Source organism: Vibrio sp. S/42/10, assembly GCF_029890535.1.
Lineage (GTDB): Bacteria > Pseudomonadota > Gammaproteobacteria > Enterobacterales > Vibrionaceae > Vibrio > Vibrio cyclitrophicus.
The window spans coordinates 64477-81480 of sequence record NZ_JAKMZC010000004.1 but is presented as its reverse complement, the minus strand read 5'-3'; the positions used below and the strand labels follow the sequence as shown (position 1 = coordinate 81480).

At 44.0% G+C, this 17004-nt stretch carries 17 protein-coding genes; 5 read left to right on the top strand and 12 right to left on the bottom strand.

Annotation, left to right across the window (positions count from 1 at the left end):
* Nucleotides 1–17: 17 nt before the first annotated feature.
* Nucleotides 18–830: a septum site-determining protein MinD gene (gene minD, locus L8S15_RS06185; RefSeq protein ID WP_010436849.1), complete on the top strand. Its 813-nt coding sequence runs from the start codon at nt 18–20 to the stop codon at nt 828–830.
* A 6-nt stretch (nt 831–836) separates the two neighbouring features.
* Nucleotides 837–1100, top strand: a complete 264-nt coding sequence (minE, locus tag L8S15_RS06180; protein WP_010436847.1) for a cell division topological specificity factor MinE — start codon at nt 837–839, stop codon at nt 1098–1100.
* Nucleotides 1101–1211: 111 nt separating this feature from the next.
* Here the strand turns inward: minE and rnd are convergent, their stop codons facing one another.
* The 8 genes from rnd to L8S15_RS06140 form a co-directional block, all read right to left on the bottom strand.
* Nucleotides 1212–2330: a ribonuclease D gene (rnd, locus tag L8S15_RS06175; protein WP_010436844.1), complete on the bottom strand. Its 1119-nt coding sequence runs from the start codon at nt 2328–2330 to the stop codon at nt 1212–1214.
* Nucleotides 2331–2474: 144 nt separating this feature from the next.
* Nucleotides 2475–4169, bottom strand: coding sequence for a long-chain-fatty-acid--CoA ligase FadD (gene fadD / locus L8S15_RS06170; RefSeq protein WP_010436843.1), 1695 nt, complete (start codon nt 4167–4169; stop codon nt 2475–2477).
* Nucleotides 4170–4274: 105 nt separating this feature from the next.
* Nucleotides 4275–5126 carry an alpha/beta hydrolase gene (locus L8S15_RS06165; RefSeq protein ID WP_010436841.1) on the bottom strand — a complete coding sequence of 284 codons (852 nt, stop codon included), beginning with the start codon at nt 5124–5126 and terminating at the stop codon, nt 4275–4277.
* A 53-nt stretch (nt 5127–5179) separates the two neighbouring features.
* Nucleotides 5180–5740 (bottom strand): Slp family lipoprotein, encoded by a 561-nt coding sequence (locus tag L8S15_RS06160; RefSeq protein ID WP_010436838.1) that lies wholly within the window; start codon nt 5738–5740, stop codon nt 5180–5182.
* 39 nt (nt 5741–5779) lie between these two features.
* Nucleotides 5780–6085, bottom strand: coding sequence for a hypothetical protein (locus L8S15_RS06155; protein WP_010436836.1), 306 nt, complete (start codon nt 6083–6085; stop codon nt 5780–5782).
* A 91-nt stretch (nt 6086–6176) separates the two neighbouring features.
* Nucleotides 6177–6878: a tRNA (adenosine(37)-N6)-threonylcarbamoyltransferase complex dimerization subunit type 1 TsaB gene (gene tsaB / locus L8S15_RS06150; protein ID WP_010436833.1), complete on the bottom strand. Its 702-nt coding sequence runs from the start codon at nt 6876–6878 to the stop codon at nt 6177–6179.
* 59 nt (nt 6879–6937) lie between these two features.
* Nucleotides 6938–8866 carry an ATP-dependent DNA helicase gene (locus tag L8S15_RS06145; RefSeq protein ID WP_016767494.1) on the bottom strand — a complete coding sequence of 643 codons (1929 nt, stop codon included), beginning with the start codon at nt 8864–8866 and terminating at the stop codon, nt 6938–6940.
* Nucleotides 8867–9026: 160 nt separating this feature from the next.
* Entirely contained in the window at nt 9027–9227 is a 201-nt protein-coding gene (locus tag L8S15_RS06140) for a hypothetical protein (RefSeq protein WP_010436827.1), read from the bottom strand.
* A 281-nt stretch (nt 9228–9508) separates the two neighbouring features.
* On the opposite strand from L8S15_RS06140, the gene purU reads away from it, so the two are divergent.
* A complete protein-coding gene (purU, locus tag L8S15_RS06135) occupies nt 9509–10342 on the top strand; it encodes a formyltetrahydrofolate deformylase (protein WP_010436824.1) in 834 nt (277 codons plus the stop codon).
* A 114-nt stretch (nt 10343–10456) separates the two neighbouring features.
* Here purU and L8S15_RS06130 read toward each other — a convergent pair whose 3' ends face one another.
* Nucleotides 10457–11062, bottom strand: a complete 606-nt coding sequence (locus L8S15_RS06130; RefSeq protein WP_010436821.1) for a VOC family protein — start codon at nt 11060–11062, stop codon at nt 10457–10459.
* A 348-nt stretch (nt 11063–11410) separates the two neighbouring features.
* Between L8S15_RS06130 and argS the strand changes: the two genes are divergently transcribed.
* Together argS and L8S15_RS06120 are read left to right on the top strand one after the other, a co-directional pair.
* Nucleotides 11411–13144, top strand: a complete 1734-nt coding sequence (gene argS / locus L8S15_RS06125) for an arginine--tRNA ligase (protein ID WP_280572087.1) — start codon at nt 11411–11413, stop codon at nt 13142–13144.
* A gap of 106 nt (nt 13145–13250) precedes the next feature.
* Complete coding sequence (locus tag L8S15_RS06120) at nt 13251–13679, top strand: HIT domain-containing protein (RefSeq protein WP_280572085.1); 429 nt, start codon at nt 13251–13253, stop codon at nt 13677–13679.
* A 132-nt stretch (nt 13680–13811) separates the two neighbouring features.
* On the opposite strand, the gene L8S15_RS06115 is transcribed toward L8S15_RS06120, so the two are convergent.
* The 3 genes from L8S15_RS06115 to L8S15_RS06105 are packed head-to-tail and all read right to left on the bottom strand — an operon-like array spanning nt 13812 to nt 16534.
* Nucleotides 13812–14042, bottom strand: coding sequence for a FeoC-like transcriptional regulator (locus L8S15_RS06115; protein ID WP_010436811.1), 231 nt, complete (start codon nt 14040–14042; stop codon nt 13812–13814).
* On the bottom strand, nt 14039–16312 hold the full coding sequence (gene feoB, locus L8S15_RS06110) for a Fe(2+) transporter permease subunit FeoB (protein WP_010436809.1): 2274 nt from the start codon (nt 16310–16312) through the stop codon (nt 14039–14041). Before feoB ends, L8S15_RS06115 begins: the two co-directional genes overlap by 4 nt.
* Complete coding sequence (locus tag L8S15_RS06105; RefSeq protein WP_004734203.1) at nt 16313–16534, bottom strand: FeoA family protein; 222 nt, start codon at nt 16532–16534, stop codon at nt 16313–16315. It abuts the gene before it with no gap.
* Nucleotides 16535–17004: the final 470 nt, after the last annotated feature.

Sequence of the window (17004 nt, the reverse complement as noted above, 5' to 3'; positions counted from 1 at the left end):
AATAAAAGGAAAACAGAATGGCACGCATTATCGTTGTAACGTCAGGTAAAGGCGGGGTAGGCAAAACAACCTCCAGTGCAGCTATAGCCTCGGGTTTGGCTTTAAAAGGAAAGAAAACCGCAGTTATCGACTTTGATATCGGTCTGCGTAACCTAGATTTAATCATGGGTTGTGAGCGTCGTGTTGTTTACGACTTCGTTAACGTTATCAATGGTGAAGCGACGCTGAACCAAGCGATGATCAAAGACAAGCGCACGGAAAACCTGTTCATTCTTCCTGCGTCTCAAACTCGTGATAAAGACGCACTGACGAAAGATGGTGTTCGTCGTGTATTTGATGAACTGGATGAAATGGGCTTTGATTTCATCATCTGTGATTCTCCGGCAGGTATCGAGCAAGGTGCTCTGATGGCGTTGTACTTCGCTGACGAAGCGATTGTTACGACTAACCCAGAAGTTTCTTCTGTACGCGATTCAGACCGTATTCTAGGTATTCTTGACTCTAAATCTCGTCGTTCAGAAGACGGCTTAGAGCCAGTGAAAACGCACCTTTTACTGACTCGCTACAACCCAGCACGTGTGACTCAAGGTGAGATGCTAAGTGTAGAAGACGTTGAAGAAATTCTGCACATATCTCTACTGGGTGTAATTCCAGAGAGCCAAGCGGTATTGAACGCATCGAACAAAGGTGTGCCCGTTATCTTTGACGAAGCAACCGATGCAGGCATGGCTTACAATGATACTGTAGAACGACTACTGGGTAACCAAGTAGACTTCCGTTTCTTAACGGAGCAGAAGAAAGGCATCTTCAAAAGACTGTTCGGGGGCTAATACGCAATGTCATTATTAGAGTTTTTTAGACCACAGAAAAAGACAACCGCAAACCTAGCCAAAGAGCGTTTGCAGATCATTGTTGCAGAGCGACGTAGCCATGACGACCCAGCACCGTCATACTTACCACAACTAAAAGAAGACATCTTGAAGTGTATTGCAAAGTACGTTGAGGTGGATCCTTCAATGGTTGATCTAACGTTCGAACACAAAGATGACGACATTTCAGTATTAGAGCTGAATGTTAAACTTCCAGAAGAAGATCGATAAGTAGAGCTAGAGCCGTGCTTATCAATACTCAATAAAAAAGAGAGCCTAGGCTCTCTTTTTTGTATCTACATTTATAGTTGTAGTTCGCTTAAACTTGGGAGCAATAAACGGTTATTTGATCGCTTTGTTAAGCTTCTCGCCAACCACTTCTAAACGCCAGCCTTGCATAACATCAGGCAATTTCTCAGGGTTACGGTCATGTTTCCAAACCCAGCTCAACACTTGATTTAGTTGCTTCTTGGATGCTAAAAATTCCGTTGCTAAACCACTGTGTTGCGATGCCGTTTTCACTTCGTCTTTCAACACTTTGAATACTTGCTTGTAGCCTGGATAGTCCATTAAGCGTTCTACTGGTGCTGGGTACTCTTCTTCTGGAGTATGCTCAGCTAACTTAACGATTGAACTGATTTTAGCACCATGGCGGCGTACAGAGCGGTAATCAAAACCTTCTTGCTCCATTTGCTTGGGATCTTTCATCGAAAAACGCGCCACGGCCCACAAGTCTTGCTCTTTGAATACAAAGTTCAACGCTAAATCGCGCTTAATCGCTTCTTTTAAACGCCAAGTTGCAAGGGGTCTTAAGATAGCAAGCTGCTTAGGCTTTAACTGCCACGCACCCTTAATATCAAGGTAAGCGCTGTCAGGGTTTGCTTTACGGATACGCTTAGCCACTTGTAAATCAGACTCTTGTTGAGCCGCTTCCCACCAGCCTGCTTCCATCACTTTTTCTAGAAGCTTGTTGTACATAGGCATTAGGTAATGAACGTCTGCCGCAGCATAATCGAGCTGTTTTTGAGAAAGCGGACGAGCTAGCCAATCAGTGCGAGATTCACTCTTGTCTAAATCAACACCGACAAACTCTGAAACCAAGGCAGCAAAGCCAGTTGATAAGCCATGACCTAAAAAAGCCGCCATGATCTGAGTATCGACCATTGGAGTTGGCGTGCAACCAAATGCGTTCTGGAATACTTCTAAATCTTCACCGCAAGCATGCAGCACTTTTAGGACAGAAGCATCTTTTAACAACCCTACAAACGGTGTCATTTCACCAAGAGCAATAGGGTCAATCAGTGACAGCGTTTCACCATCAAATAACTGAATCAAGCCTAATTGAGGGTAATAGGTTCTTGTACGAACAAACTCCGTATCAAGCATAACGACATCGGCTTCACGTGCTTGTTGGCAAACTCGCTCAAGGTCTTTCAATTGGGTAATGATTTGATAATCCACAAAAACTCTCACTGGTTTTACTTTGATCGCCGGATACAAAAATGCCGACATTAACTGTCGGCATTCTAACACCATTTTTCGGCGCTCGCTTAGATTAAGCACTTCGATGGTTTATGGTGCGATGGTTACTCGAAAATTAGCTCGTTACTCGCTTGCGCGTTTAGCAAGCTCAGCATCATTCTCTTCACGTAATACACGGCGCAAAATCTTACCGACATTGGTTTTCGGTAACTCTTCACGGAACTCAATCAATTTAGGGATCTTGTAGCCAGTTAGGTGTTCACGACAGTGCGCGATAATGTCTTCTTTGGTTAGGCTAGGATCACGTTTTACCACGTAAATCTTAACCAGCTCACCAGACACCTCATGAGGTTGGCCGATAGCCGCTACTTCTAACACTTTACCATGCAGAGCCACTACGTCTTCAATCTCGTTCGGGTAGACGTTAAATCCAGACACAAGAATCATGTCTTTCTTACGGTCAACGATGTATAGCAAGCCTTCTTCGTCAAACTTAACGATGTCACCTGTCGATAACCAACCGTCTTGATCGATCACCTCTTTGGTCGCTTCTGGGCGTTGCCAGTAACCTTGCATCACTTGAGGACCACGAACTTGCAATTCACCTACTTGATCATTGGCAATTACTTTACCTTCATCATCAATGATACGAACTTCCGTCGATGGTACAGGCAAGCCGATTGCACCCGTGTAGTCTTTCAAGTCATAAGGATTACCCGTAACCAAAGGAGCACACTCGGTTAAACCATAACCTTCCAGCAAGTGAATACCTGTCACTTTCTTCCATTGTTCAGCAACAGCACGTTGAACCGCCATACCGCCACCAACAGACAAGCGTAAGTTACTGAAATCTAGCTCGTGGAAATCTTCGTTGTTTACTAGTGCATTGAACAGCGTGTTTACGCCTGTAATCGCAGTAAATGGGACCTTTTGTAGCTCTTTGATGAAACCAGGAATATCGCGAGGGTTAGTAATAAGCAGGTTTCGACCACCCATCTCAACAAACAATAAACAGTTCACAGTCAGCGCGAATACGTGGTATAGCGGCAAAGCTGTTACCACCAGTTCTCGGCCTTCTTGCAATACAGGGCCGTATGCCCCTTTCGCTTGAAGTACGTTCGCAATCATATTGCGATGCGTTAGGATTGCGCCTTTCGCTACGCCCGTTGTGCCACCCGTGTACTGTAGGAACGCGATGTCATCACCCGCCATAAACGGCTTCACATATTGCAGACGACGGCCTTTGTGCAGCGCTTTTCGAAACGAGATAGCACCCGGCAGATCATACTTAGGTACCATACCTTTTACGTATTTCACAACGAAGTCGACAATTGTTCCTTTAGCACGCGGCAGCATTTGCCCTAGACTGGTTAGAACAACGTGTTTAACTGGAGTGTTGTCCACCACTTTTTCTAGCGTACTCGCAAAGTTAGATACGATCACAATCGCCTTTGCACCAGAATCGTTCAGTTGATGTTCAAGTTCACGAGGCGTATACAGCGGGTTGACGTTCACTGCAATCATACCTGCACGCAATACACCAAAGAGTGCAATTGGGTATTGCAGCAGGTTTGGCATCATAAGTGCGACACGATCGCCTTTCTTCAGTTTCAGATCATTCTGCAGGTAAGCAGCAAAAGCACGACTGCGCTCTTCAAGCTTACGGAATGTCATGATAGACCCCATGTTCTCGAATGCCGGTTGGTCTGCGTACTTCTGTACCGACTGTTCGAACATTTCAATAAGAGATGGGTACTGATCTGGGTTGATCGTTTCTGGTACGTCACTTGGATAACGTGAAAGCCAAGGTTTATCCACGATGTTACTCCTCGTTTATCAGCTGACGACTGCTCGCCGCTATTTATCATTGCGGTATTACAGCACAGCTTTAGTGCATGAGCACTAAAAGGCTCAAACACTTGTTTAAATTTTGTTAACTACACCAAGAATTAGCTCTGAAACTAGCTCTGGGCTCTCTAAATGACAATGATGTCCGCCAGGAATAGTCTCTATATGCAGAGAACTATGGGCTGATTTGTAGCGATTATGCTGCAAATGTCGGAATCCATCATTCCCTAAAACTATTAATTGAGGGCATTCAATAGCCGCCATGATCACTTCAGCATGCGTCTGTGACATACGATACAACGAGTCACATTTTAGGTTAGGGTCGCATCGCCATTGCCAAGAGTTCTCGAACTCGGCAATACCTCGCTCAACAATAGGAGCAATAAGTTCTGCTTTAATTTGATTGGCGTGAACTCTCAGCTTAATAGCATCCTCAAGGCTTGCTAGAGGACGTGAAGGCTTTCTTCGCTGTCGAAGACGACTGAGTACCCCTTCCCTCAAGCGAGAGACTGTTTCGTGGGGAGCTTCTGAAAGAGGTCCGTGACCTTCAATTTGAATTAATCCTGACACCTTTTCAGGAAAGGCGGCACTATAGCAACTTGCGATCAATGCACCAAGTGAATGTCCTACTAGTACCAGTCTGTTTGGCGATAATTTAGTCACCAACTGATGCAAATCATCGATATAGTCGTGAAATGGGTAGTAACTGCCTGACTTATGAGATGAAAAGCCATGACCAAAGAGGTCAATCGCAACCAGATGAGAATTTGGTGAAAGTACTTGTAGATTCGATATAACAGAAGAAAAGCTCGCTGAGTTATCAAGCCACCCATGAATAAAAACGACCGTCGTTGCGGTCGTTTTTGGGTTACCAATCTGCTGTGTTGCAAGTGTTCCACTTGCAAGGGAGTATGACTTTTCAATCATATACGGTTTGTTTTCCCTGTTTTGATGTATCCATAAATCTTAACCAACTCTGCCTATTCGACGTCTTTAATTACGCGGCCTTGTCTTGGCATCGTTTGGAAACTACGACAATGTAAGCTGCGACATGAATAATAGGTAGGAGCAAAGTCGTTCACAACCACTCTCTCTGTAATTTGCCACAAGCGTTGGTTATATACATTCATGACTGGGAAGGTATAAGGATAATCACCAATGGTGCTATCTTCTGAGCCATTTGATGTGCCAACTAAAGTAACCAATCGGCCTTCAGCAAAGCTCAATGGTTCAACATAACCATCAATGTACGCAACAAAACGCCCTTTTGGCTCGGCATCTAGATCAGGTTTCCCGTTACTTGAGATCGCCATATTAACCACTTCAACACGCGTCTTATCTTTCAAGTTAGTTACTTTGGCAATCACACCACCTAAGCGAACATCGCCCGCATCCGGTAGGGTGTTTACCCATTCCTGATAATTGGTAACCACTTGTTCTGAGTTTGCATTAAGTTCTTTTGGAAGCGATGAGCACCCCATCACCATCGAAGAGAAAGCAACAAGGAAAAATAAGCGAGATTTAGAAATGAGAGAAAACATAATGCTGGTCCTTGGAACAGGAGAAATAAGAGCGCAAAGCTAGATATAAATATCGACCCCAATAAGCTTCGCAAGTTCCTCTTTTTTAGCTTGATTCATCACATCCATATACTCTTCCATCGCACGTCGTCCACGTCCTTCAGGAAGATCATATTGAACCTGAGCTTTGTGAATCTCAGATTCTTTAACTTGGCGAATCGAATGCGAGACAGCATTCGCGACCCTAGTTGGCTGACCAACTGAGGTTTTTGCATCGCCTTTTTTTACCTCATTCTTTTTATTGGTTCGATTGGTTTTGGATGTATTGCCTATCGAAGAAGGAGGTAAGCCGTTTATTGAAACCATGCTTGAAGAGTTTTATACCTGACTTTAGTGATCTGAATTATGAGTTTATCATGGCTCTACAAGATATGTTGCAGAGCCAAACAGTACCTATTTACTCACGACCTGGCAGCTTTTTCCACGTCACTTTATCACGAAGATAAACAGGCTCAGACTCTTCTGCTGCAACCGCTTTACCGTCTGCGTAAGCAAACTGAGCAAGGAACGCCATATCTTGAGCTTCTGGGAACAGCACTTCACACGCTTTGGTGTTGATCGCTAGTGTGTCCATATGCTCTGCATACGCTTCCCACCCTGTGCCGACTTTTGCCCATGTCTCAGAATCCGCTTCAAGCTGCGCAGCTAATTCGCTTGGTGGTGTAACACACTCAGCATCAACTGCAGTCCAACGACCATCTTGTTCACGGCTGTAACGAGCCCAGTACACTTCACTCATGCGAGCATCAATCGCTGTTGCTACGTGCGTTTCACCAAATTTACGGTAGCTGCCCTGCGCCATCGCTGCCAATGTAGACACACCGATCATCGGTAAATCAGCACCAAAAGCCAAGCCTTGAGCAATACCGATACCAATACGCACACCCGTGAAACTGCCTGGGCCTTGGCCAAACGCGATTGCGTCGATATCGGTTAAAGCGACATTCGCTTCTTTCAGTACTTCATCAACCATAGGTAGAATTTTTTTCGTATGATCTCGAGGAGCCTCTTCGCTACGTACGAACACCTGGTCACCCATTACTAGTGCAACTGAACAGTTTTCAGTTGCGGTATCTACTGCAAGAATTTTCGCGCTCATTCGTGTCTCAAATATTCGTTATCTAATCTAAAAATAATGGCTAAGCTCAACAATGCTAATTACTCAGCAGCGGTTGAATGGTCTTTAGCTAAGAATTCTTTAATAATCCCTAAGTCACGGGTACGTGGGATAGGCGGTAAACTCGCCAAAAATATGCCACCGTAATCGCGAGTCACCAAGCGGTTATCGCAAATAATCAAAGCGCCATTGTCGCGTTTATCACGTATCAAACGGCCAACACCTTGTTTCAAGGTAATTACAGCGTCTGGCAACTGCACCTGTGCAAAAGGATCACCCCCTTTTAACTTACAGTCTTCGATTCGAGCCTTTAATAAAGGATCATCAGGGGCTGTAAAGGGCAATTTATCGATGATAACACAGCTTAATGCGTCGCCCCTAACATCTATCCCTTCCCAGAAAGCGCCAGTGGCTACCAGCAATGCGTTACCTAATTCCATGAATTCGGCTAAGGTTTTTTGTTTACTTGTCTCACCTTGTAGCAGGACTGGAACCGAGAGCGTTTCACGGAATCTTTCGCCTAGCTCTTTCATCATGCTGTGAGAGGTACACAAGAAGAAACAGCGACCTTGGTTTTGCTCAATCACAGGGGTCAACATTCTTACTAGCTTATCCGCTAAGCCGGGACTATTTGGTTCGGGAAGATAGCGAGGCACACACAAACGCGCCTGATTTGGATAGTCAAACGGGCTTGGCAGTGAAAACTGTGCTGACGGTTTTAACCCGAGTCGAGAGGTGAAATGGTCGAAATCGTCCGACACAGCCAAAGTTGCTGAGGTAAACACCCATGCTCCCGGTTTAAGCTCTATTTGCTCGTGGAATTTATCCGCGACCGACAATGGTGTGATGTGTAAAGCAAAGTGGCGTGGCGTGGTGTCATACCAATAGGAATAACCGGTAATCGACACATCACATACACGTTCGATACGCGACTTAATCATCGTTGCACGCTCAAAAGCCGTATCTAATAACTGACTTCGCCCCAGTGCCAATTTCAATACATCGACCGCAAGCTGCAACGCATCTTGTAAACGTACTAGCTCTCTTGCAATCGACTCTGACTTCAATGCTTCACGCCAGTTACCACGAAAGCCGGTATCACCGAGTACGATACGCAGATCAGCTGACGATTGAACGAGTCTATCCCCTACTTTCTGCAGCTGACGCATGTCTTTGGCTTCAGTTCGGTAAGCGATTTCAATGTCTTTGGCTAGCTCCTGGATCTGTCGACTAGAAACCGATTGCCCGAAATACTGACTGGCGATATCAGGAAGTTGGTGCGCTTCATCGAAAATAAACACATCGGCTTCAGGTATCAGTTCACCAAATCCGGTTTCTTTAATCGCTAAATCCGCTAAGAACAAGTGGTGGTTCACTACAACAACATCAGAGTCCATCGCTTTTTTACGCGCCTTAAGCACGAAGCAATCAGTGTAGCTTGGGCACTCTTTACCTAAGCAGTTATCATTAGTTGAGGTAATAGTCGGGATAACAGGGCTGTCTTCAGCGATATCATCACAATCACCCAAATCACCCGTCTGAGTGGATGACGACCAACTACGAACTTTTACCAATTGCGCTAGTAGTGTTGGATCAGTATGAGTGCCATGACTCTCTATCATTTGGCGGCTCAACCTATCCAAACATAAATAGTTTGAACGACCTTTCAGCAAAGCAACCTGACCATAAAAACCAAGCGCATCGACCATCAATGGTAAGTCACGATGAAATAGCTGTTCTTGAAGGTTTTTTGACCCCGTACTAATAATGGTTTTCTTACCACTAAGCAGTGCCGGTACTAGATAAGCAAACGTCTTACCGGTACCCGTCCCTGCCTCAACAACTAATTGGCTTTGTTGTTGAATTGCTTGTGAGACCGCTTCAGCCATGTCTAACTGAGCTTGTCGTGGTTGAAACCCTGGAATCGCTTTACCCAGAGCACCATCAGCAGAAAACGTTTTAGATATCATAGAGTACGAGGCTTGGAAAAATAGAAGGCGAATTATGTCAGGTTTAGTGAGCCGGTGCGAATCAAGAATGACTTCGCGCCGGAGGTATTTGGTTTCGTTTGATTTGGTTTAAGCGACCTAATAGGTAACGACCAGAGAAGTAGTAATCAAAGAATCGTTTTCATTTTCGGCTAAGATAACGCGACAACCAAGAAGCACCTTCGAAATGGTTATCACAAGGTTGGATGGCTTTTACTGCATCGAATGGTGAAGTCTTACTTTCCCACATTTCATCTAGAATATTACCGTCTAACTCGGTACCTCTCACCAATGAATTCACTCGCTTGCAGTACAATTTTTTTGCTAGTAACTCTTTATCCATAAGTATCACCTCTATTTTTACCGCGGCAAGAATTACCTCGGTTGAAGTTCAAATGCGTACTAAGGTCAAAACTATAAAAACTAAGCTTCTGCCTTTATTACTATCTAAAAACGGATATTTCTACATAAAGCAATTGTTCAAACCGATAAATGAACAGCAGAATTTGTTGAAACCAACTCGATAATAGATTAATTATAACGGTTATATTGCGGCTCAGTTCACCGTTCGGCGGCCTGCATTTAATTTGAATAATAAAAATATTTCATGGAAGTAAGATGCAAATGGAAAGAAAAACGTTACTCACACACTGTACTGACGCCCCTGGCCTCATCTCAAAGATCACCAACATTTGTTACAAGCACCAACTCAATATTATCCACAACAATGAATTTGTAGATAATACAAGTGGTCACTTTTTCATGCGTACCGAGTTAGAAGGGTACTTCAATGATGAAACTCTGCTTGCTGATTTAGACCAAGCTCTACCAGAAAACACAAAACGTAAACTTGTAGATTCGTCTCGCAAACGTGTTGTTATCTTGGTGACAAAAGAAGCACACTGCCTTGGCGATATTCTGATGAAAAATTTCGATGGTAGCTTAGATGTTGATATCGCGGCCGTTGTCGGTAACTACGATACGCTACAAAGCCTAACTGAACGTTTTGACATCCCATATCACCATGTTTCTCATGAAGGGCTAAATCGCCAAGAGCATGAGAAGAAGATGCTTGAAGTTATTGATCAATATGAGGCGGATTACCTTGTACTTGCTAAGTACATGCGTGTGTTGACTCCGGGATTTGTTGAAAAATACAACCATAAGATAATCAACATTCACCACAGCTTCTTGCCAGCTTTCATTGGTGCTAAGCCATACCAACAAGCCTACGAGCGTGGTGTTAAGATCATTGGTGCTACGGCGCACTTTGTAACGAACGATCTCGATGAAGGTCCAATCATTAAGCAAGATGTTATCCCTGTGGATCACAACTTCAGCGCGAAAGACATGGCACAAGCTGGTCGTGACGTAGAAAAGAATGTATTGAGCAAAGCCTTGAACAAAGTGGTCAACGATCATGTATTTGTTTATGGTAACAAAACAGTGATTCTGTAAGCCGAATATTAATTAGCTTCCCAATCAGAAATAAAAACGCGCAATAGGGTTAACCCCATTGCGCGTTTTTTGTATCTAAATCTCAGGTTGGCTTAAGATATTCCCAGTAAATCCCTACTCAAATTCAGCTTGTTCAGACTCAACAATCTTCTTCAAAGTGTGTGGATGCAGCTTGATGCAAATCCCTTGATGCTTGAATGCAACGGTTGGGTTATTCAAACGTTCACCCTCGCCTTTCGGACTAGAGAGTTTTACCTTAACACCGTGCTCCGACAAAGTGTCAAAGTTCGCAGCAAACAGCGGGTAGGTTTCTTTAAGATCCGCTAAATACTCATCGGCGGTTTGCGCGTGAGAAGGAATCACAAACTCTACGTGCTCCCAATCTTGGCTAGGGTAGCTCTTGCCTTCCGCAGGATATGGCAGCTCTAAGCATTCAATTCTCCAGCCTAGGCTTTGTAATGGCTCATCAAAAGCCAACACCACAATGGGACGACCGTTGATCATAGCTTCTGAAATCGTCGAACCATATTCAGACCATGCATGATGCGCAGATTTTGCTAATTCAGTTTTATTGATTCGAAGCGCAATATGATCCGCTTGAGCAAAGCTTAAATCTAAACCTAAGATATTTCCTAGGTTCTCGATTTTTGCCATAAAGGTATCAAGGCGTGCGATCATTTGTTGTGGTTCTAGTTCAGCTTGCTTCAGGCTCATCGTCATCGTCTATATTCTCCAAATAATGGCTGCATGTTATCAGTTTTGCTTTCATCAACAAGCCTTGCTTTGCCAAAAAACACTCAGCGAAGTACGCTAACTCAGCTTCCCAAACAGACAAACTCAGACGGGTAAAAGTCGATTGTCAAAAACCCCTAAGTAAATGTTAATTTTCTATCAATTCGACCTATAAGAAACCTTACAAAATTGGTATGATTACCGCCATTTCTGTGAACTTAAACAGAGTCTGCTGTTCATTTCGGCATTAAATCGTTAACTAGAAGCATAATTAACCAATTTAGTGACCATGAAATAATGGCCACTCTTATCATCCTTGAATTGAAGGAAACGCGTGTGAATATCCAAGCACTTATTAATGACAAAGTATCTCAGGCTCTAGAAGCCGCTGGCGCACCTGCAGGCTCTCCTGCTGCTGTTCGCCAATCTGCAAAACCACAGTTTGGTGATTACCAAGCAAACGGCGTTATGGGCGTTGCTAAACGACTAGGCACTAACCCACGAGAATTTGCTCAAAAAGTATTGGACGTTCTAAACCTAGACGGTATCGCTTCAAAAGTTGAAATCGCTGGTCCGGGTTTCCTAAACATCTTCCTAGATGAAGCTTTCCTAGCAAAACAAGCAGATGCAGCGTTGGCTGATTCTCGTCTTGGTGTTGCAGTAGCAGAAACACAAACCATTGTTGCAGATTACTCTGCGCCAAACGTAGCAAAAGAAATGCACGTTGGTCACCTACGTTCAACCATCATCGGTGATGCGGTTGTTCGTACTCTAGAATTCTTAGGTCACAACGTTATCCGTGCTAACCACATCGGTGACTGGGGAACTCAATTCGGTATGCTGATCGCAAACCTTGAGCGCGTTCAGGCTGAATCTGGTGAAGTTTCAATGGAACTTGCTGACCTTGAAGGCTTCTACCGTGAATCTAAAAAGCTTTACGACGAAGACGAAGAGTTCGCAGTTAAAGCTCGTGGCTACGTAGTGAAACTGCAAAGCGGCGATGAGTTCTGCGCAGAGATGTGGAAGAAGCTAGTTGACGTTACTATGATTCAAAACCAACGTAACTACGACCGTCTGAACGTATCTCTTACTCGTGATGACGTAATGGGCGAAAGTATGTACAACAACATGCTACCAACTATCGTTGCAGATCTGAAAGAGCAAGGTCTTGCTAAAGAAGATGATGGTGCACAAGTTGTATTCCTAGACGAATACAAAAACAAAGATGGCGACCCAATGGGCGTTATCATCCAGAAACGTGATGGCGGCTTCCTTTACACAACAACCGATATTGCTTGTGCAAAATACCGTTTTGAAGAGTTAGGCGCTGATCGTGTTCTTTACTTCATCGACTCGCGTCAACACCAACACTTAATGCAAGCTTGGACTATCGTTCGCAAAGCTGGCTACATCCCAGAGTCTGTTTCTCTTGAGCACCACGCGTTCGGCATGATGCTAGGTAAAGATGGTAAGCCATTCAAGACTCGAGCAGGCGGTACTGTTCGTCTTGCAGATCTTCTTGATGAAGCAGAAGTTCGTGCAGTACAGCTAATCGAATCTAAGAACCCAGAACTAGCGGAAGAAGAAAAAGCAACAATTGCTAACACAGTTGCAATGGCAGCGGTTAAGTACGCAGACCTTTCTAAGCACCGTACTACTGACTACGTATTTGATTGGGACAACATGCTTGCATTTGAAGGCAACACAGCACCGTACATGCAGTACGCATACACTCGTGTTGCTTCAATCTTTGCTAAAGCTGGCATTTCTATGGACTCTCTTGAAGGTGAAATCAAAGTCACTGAAGAGAAAGAGAAAGCACTTATCGCAAAACTTCTACAATTTGAAGAAGCGGTACAGTCTGTTGCTCGCGAAGGTCAGCCACACATCATGTGTAGCTACCTATTCGAACTTGCTGGTCAATTCTCTAGCTTCTACGAAGCATGCCCTATCCTTGTGGCTGAAGATGAAACCGTTAAGCAAAGCCGCCTGAAGCTTGCTGCACTGACAGCTAAGACTATCAAGCAAGGTCTGTCGCTTCTTGGTATTGAAACTCTAGAGCGTATGTAATTCCGTTCGGGTTACAATGAATAAATACAAAGGTTGATGTGAGAGCATCAACCTTTTGTTTTATCTAACATATACTGAATTCAAGAAATCGAAATGGATAATAATAATGAGCTTTGAACTTCACCCACAGTTAGCAAAAGACACCACACTTATCGGCGAATTTCCACTAAGCTTGGCACTGCTAAGCAAAGACAGTGCAGTGCCTTGGGTTATCTTGGTACCAAAACGTGCCAACCTAAAAGAGTTGCATCACTTACCAATGAAAGAACAACAGCAGTTCTTGCTTGAGTCTCAAGCGGTAAGCCAAGCATTAGAAGCAACGTTCCAACCAGACAAGTTAAACCTAGGCGCGCTAGGTAATATGGTACCTCAGCTACACATTCACCATATTGCACGCTTCAAAGATGACACCGCGTGGCCAGGTCCTGTATGGGGTAACACCAAAGGCGAACAACGCAGTGAAGAAGATCAAGCAGCTGTCCTGACTCGTATTCAAAATGTTCTGTCACTGAGCTCTATCTTCAAGAAAGCGTAATTCGAATATCTCGTTAAACTTTAAAGCCTAACAGTTCAGAAAAGACACATAACAAAAAGCCGCTTATCTAAAATAAGCGGCTTTTTTAATTTTCTAGCCTCGCCGTTATCAACGAGTGTATGTAGCTCTGAACTACATCATCACGTTAAGCGACAAACCATCTTGTTTACTGATGGTATAGCGAATACGCGTTGTATGACCATGTTTGTTGGTATCGACCAAGCGAGAAACTTTTCCTTTCTTGACCCACACACTCAGCATCGCATCGACGCCATCTTCACTCATGCCAAACTTTGCAGCGAGCTCTTTGCGAGCCGCAACGCCTTGGCTATCAATGTATTGATGAAGTTCAGTTAAAATCATACGACTTGCACCTCTAAGGCTTTCTGCTTACTGCCCACTTTCTTGAAGACACGATACGTCACCACAAAACCACCAGCAATCGCCACCATCCATACTGCACTTGTCACTGGATGGGCAGCAAAGTTTGCTGCTTGGTAGTAGAAGGTCGCACCAAAGTACCCAAGAGCCATCGTCCAAACCGCTATGAAGCGTGCAAACATCTGACCAAATTCACGAACATAAGCACCCATCGCTGCCACACAAGGTGTGTAAAGCAGAATAAGAATCAAGTAAGCGAATGCAGCATGCCCTGACACGAATTTATCTTTCAAGTTACCAAAGATAGAGGTATCCACTTCTTGATCAGCCGCCACAGAACTTGAATCAGACAAATCACCAACTTCAATACCTAGAGGATCTGAATAACTCAAGCCAGATAGGTTTTCAGGAATGGTCATTACCGCTTCTTGCAGGCTTGCTGCTAAATCAAATTCAGCCGCTTCTTCATCGGATGGTGTTGTATATAAACTGTTTAATGTACCCACCACCGCTTCTTTAGCGAAGATACCCGTAATAATACCAACCGTTGCTGGCCAGTTATCTTCCGTAATACCAATCGGTTGGAATACAGGCGTTACAACTTGAGCCGCTTTAGACAACACAGAGTTTTCGCTGTCTTCATTACCAAAGCTGCCGTCCATACCTAGCGAGTTCAAGAAGCTCAGGATTGCCACAACCATTACGATAGTTTTACCTGCGCCAAGTACGAAACGCTTCAGTTTTTGCCACGTTTTAAGCATTACGTTTTGCACTGTCGGCAATTCGTAATCTGGCATTTCCATTACTAAGCTATCGCTGCTACCTGGATAGATGGTGTTCTTAAGGAACAGACCCGTAAACACAGAAGCAACAATACCCATGATGTACAGAGCGAATACCACGTTTTGTCCCGCGCCAGGGAAGAATGCTGCTGCGAACAGTGCGTACACCGGAAGACGAGCACCACATGACATAAACGGCGCCATTGATGCAGCCAGTTTACGTTCGCGTTCTTGGTCAAGAGTACGCGTCGCCATAATTGAAGGCACGTTACAACCAAAGCCCAGTACAAGCGGTACAAATGCTTTACCCGGTAAGCCAATCTTCTGCATTACTTTATCAAGTACAAATGCCGCACGAGCCATGTAACCCGAGCTTTCGAGTACAGCTAAGAACAGGTACAGTGCAGCGATAACAGGAATGAAAGTCGCAACCGTTTGAACACCACCGCCGATACCATCAGCGAGTATGGTTACTAACCAAACAGGTAAGTGGCCATCCAGTAAGTGGTGTCCACCATCAACTAATATTGCCCCTACACCAATATCGAAGAAATCGATAAACGCACTACCAATATTGATAGAGAACATGAACATTAGGTACATGATGACGAAGAAGAAAGGAATACCGACCCATTTATTCAAAATGAATTGGTCTGCTTTCTCTGTAAAGTTGCGGCTTAGTTTACCTTCGCTGCGACGAACACGTTTACAAAGGTCGTGTAAGAAAGTGTATTTTGCATCAGCAACAGCGAGGTCGATATCAAACTCAGCACTAAGACGCACACTATCAATTTGGGTGCGAGTGTGAGGGGCAAGCCCATTTAATACCAAGTAATCATTTTCTAACGCACGAATAGCCAAAGCTCGGTGAGAAACATCAGCATCATCGAACTGTGATTCAACAGAAGGAATCAATGCCTCTAAAGCTACGTCGTAATCAATAGAAATAGGATCAAGGCTCACACCTTGAACAAGCAGTTTATGAAGACGCTCTTTAAAGCGAACCACTTGACCTTTGTCGTTTGCAGACAAACTTAGCACAGGGCAACCTAGCTCTTTCTCTAGCGCTTTAAGATTAATCACCTGACGTTCACGCTTTAACACATCCATTTTGTTCAACACAACGATCATTGGGCGCCCCAACTCACGTAGCTGTAATGTCATGTATAAGCTTCGTTCTAGACAGCTAGCGTCGACAACATTGATGATAACGTCAGCTGGATGAGTCAAAACGGCACGAGACGCGATAGATTCATCAATACTGTTAGCATCATTACCACTATCAAGAGCGTAGATACCTGGAAGGTCAGTCAGTTGAAACTGATCGCCCGCATGCGAATACAAACCCGTTTTCTTTTCTACGGTTACACCAACCCAGTTACCAACGTGCTGTTTCGCACCAGTCAGTGCATTGAATAATGTTGTTTTACCACTATTAGGGTTACCAACGGTAAGAACTTGATAATCCATTTAGATAACCTCGATTTGTTCTGCAATGCTTTCACGAATGGCAATTGAAACCCCTCTCACTTCAACTTGAAGCGGATCACCCATAGGTGCGCGACGAATCAACGTCACCTCGGTTTTTGGCAGCATCCCCATAACCATTAGTTTTTTTCTAACGTCCGGTGTTAGGCCTGTTAGTGCAACAATAGAAGCCGCTTTTCCTTGCTCGAGTTGTGAAAGTTTCATAAATACCCAATTCGTGACTGATAATGAGAAAGATTGTTATTAACAGCCATGATACACATACATGACCACAATTCTATTGTGTGAAATCAAAGTTTTCGGAAATACATACTCGTAAATTTCGTTAAAAACGTTTACGTCAAAAACGTTACTTTCAACAATTAGCGAGAACTACCTCACGAGTACCGCCCAATCAAAACCAAAATAAATCATTAAATATCAACAACTTAACACGCTGTCGGTTTTCTCACAGATATCTGGCGTTAATTTTATAAGTAAAATAAGTAACTCACCGTATAGTTTCTCCATCGAAGAGAAATTACTTCTCTTTAATTTTATTCCAGAGGTGGTGTGGTTTCCATATCACTCCGGCAGCAAGCGAAGGTGTCCTTGGCACCCGTGGTATAGTCCCCCCGGCTATGCCACGATATTTTTTTTCTTTCCTTAATTTTGTCACTTTCCACCAAAAATCG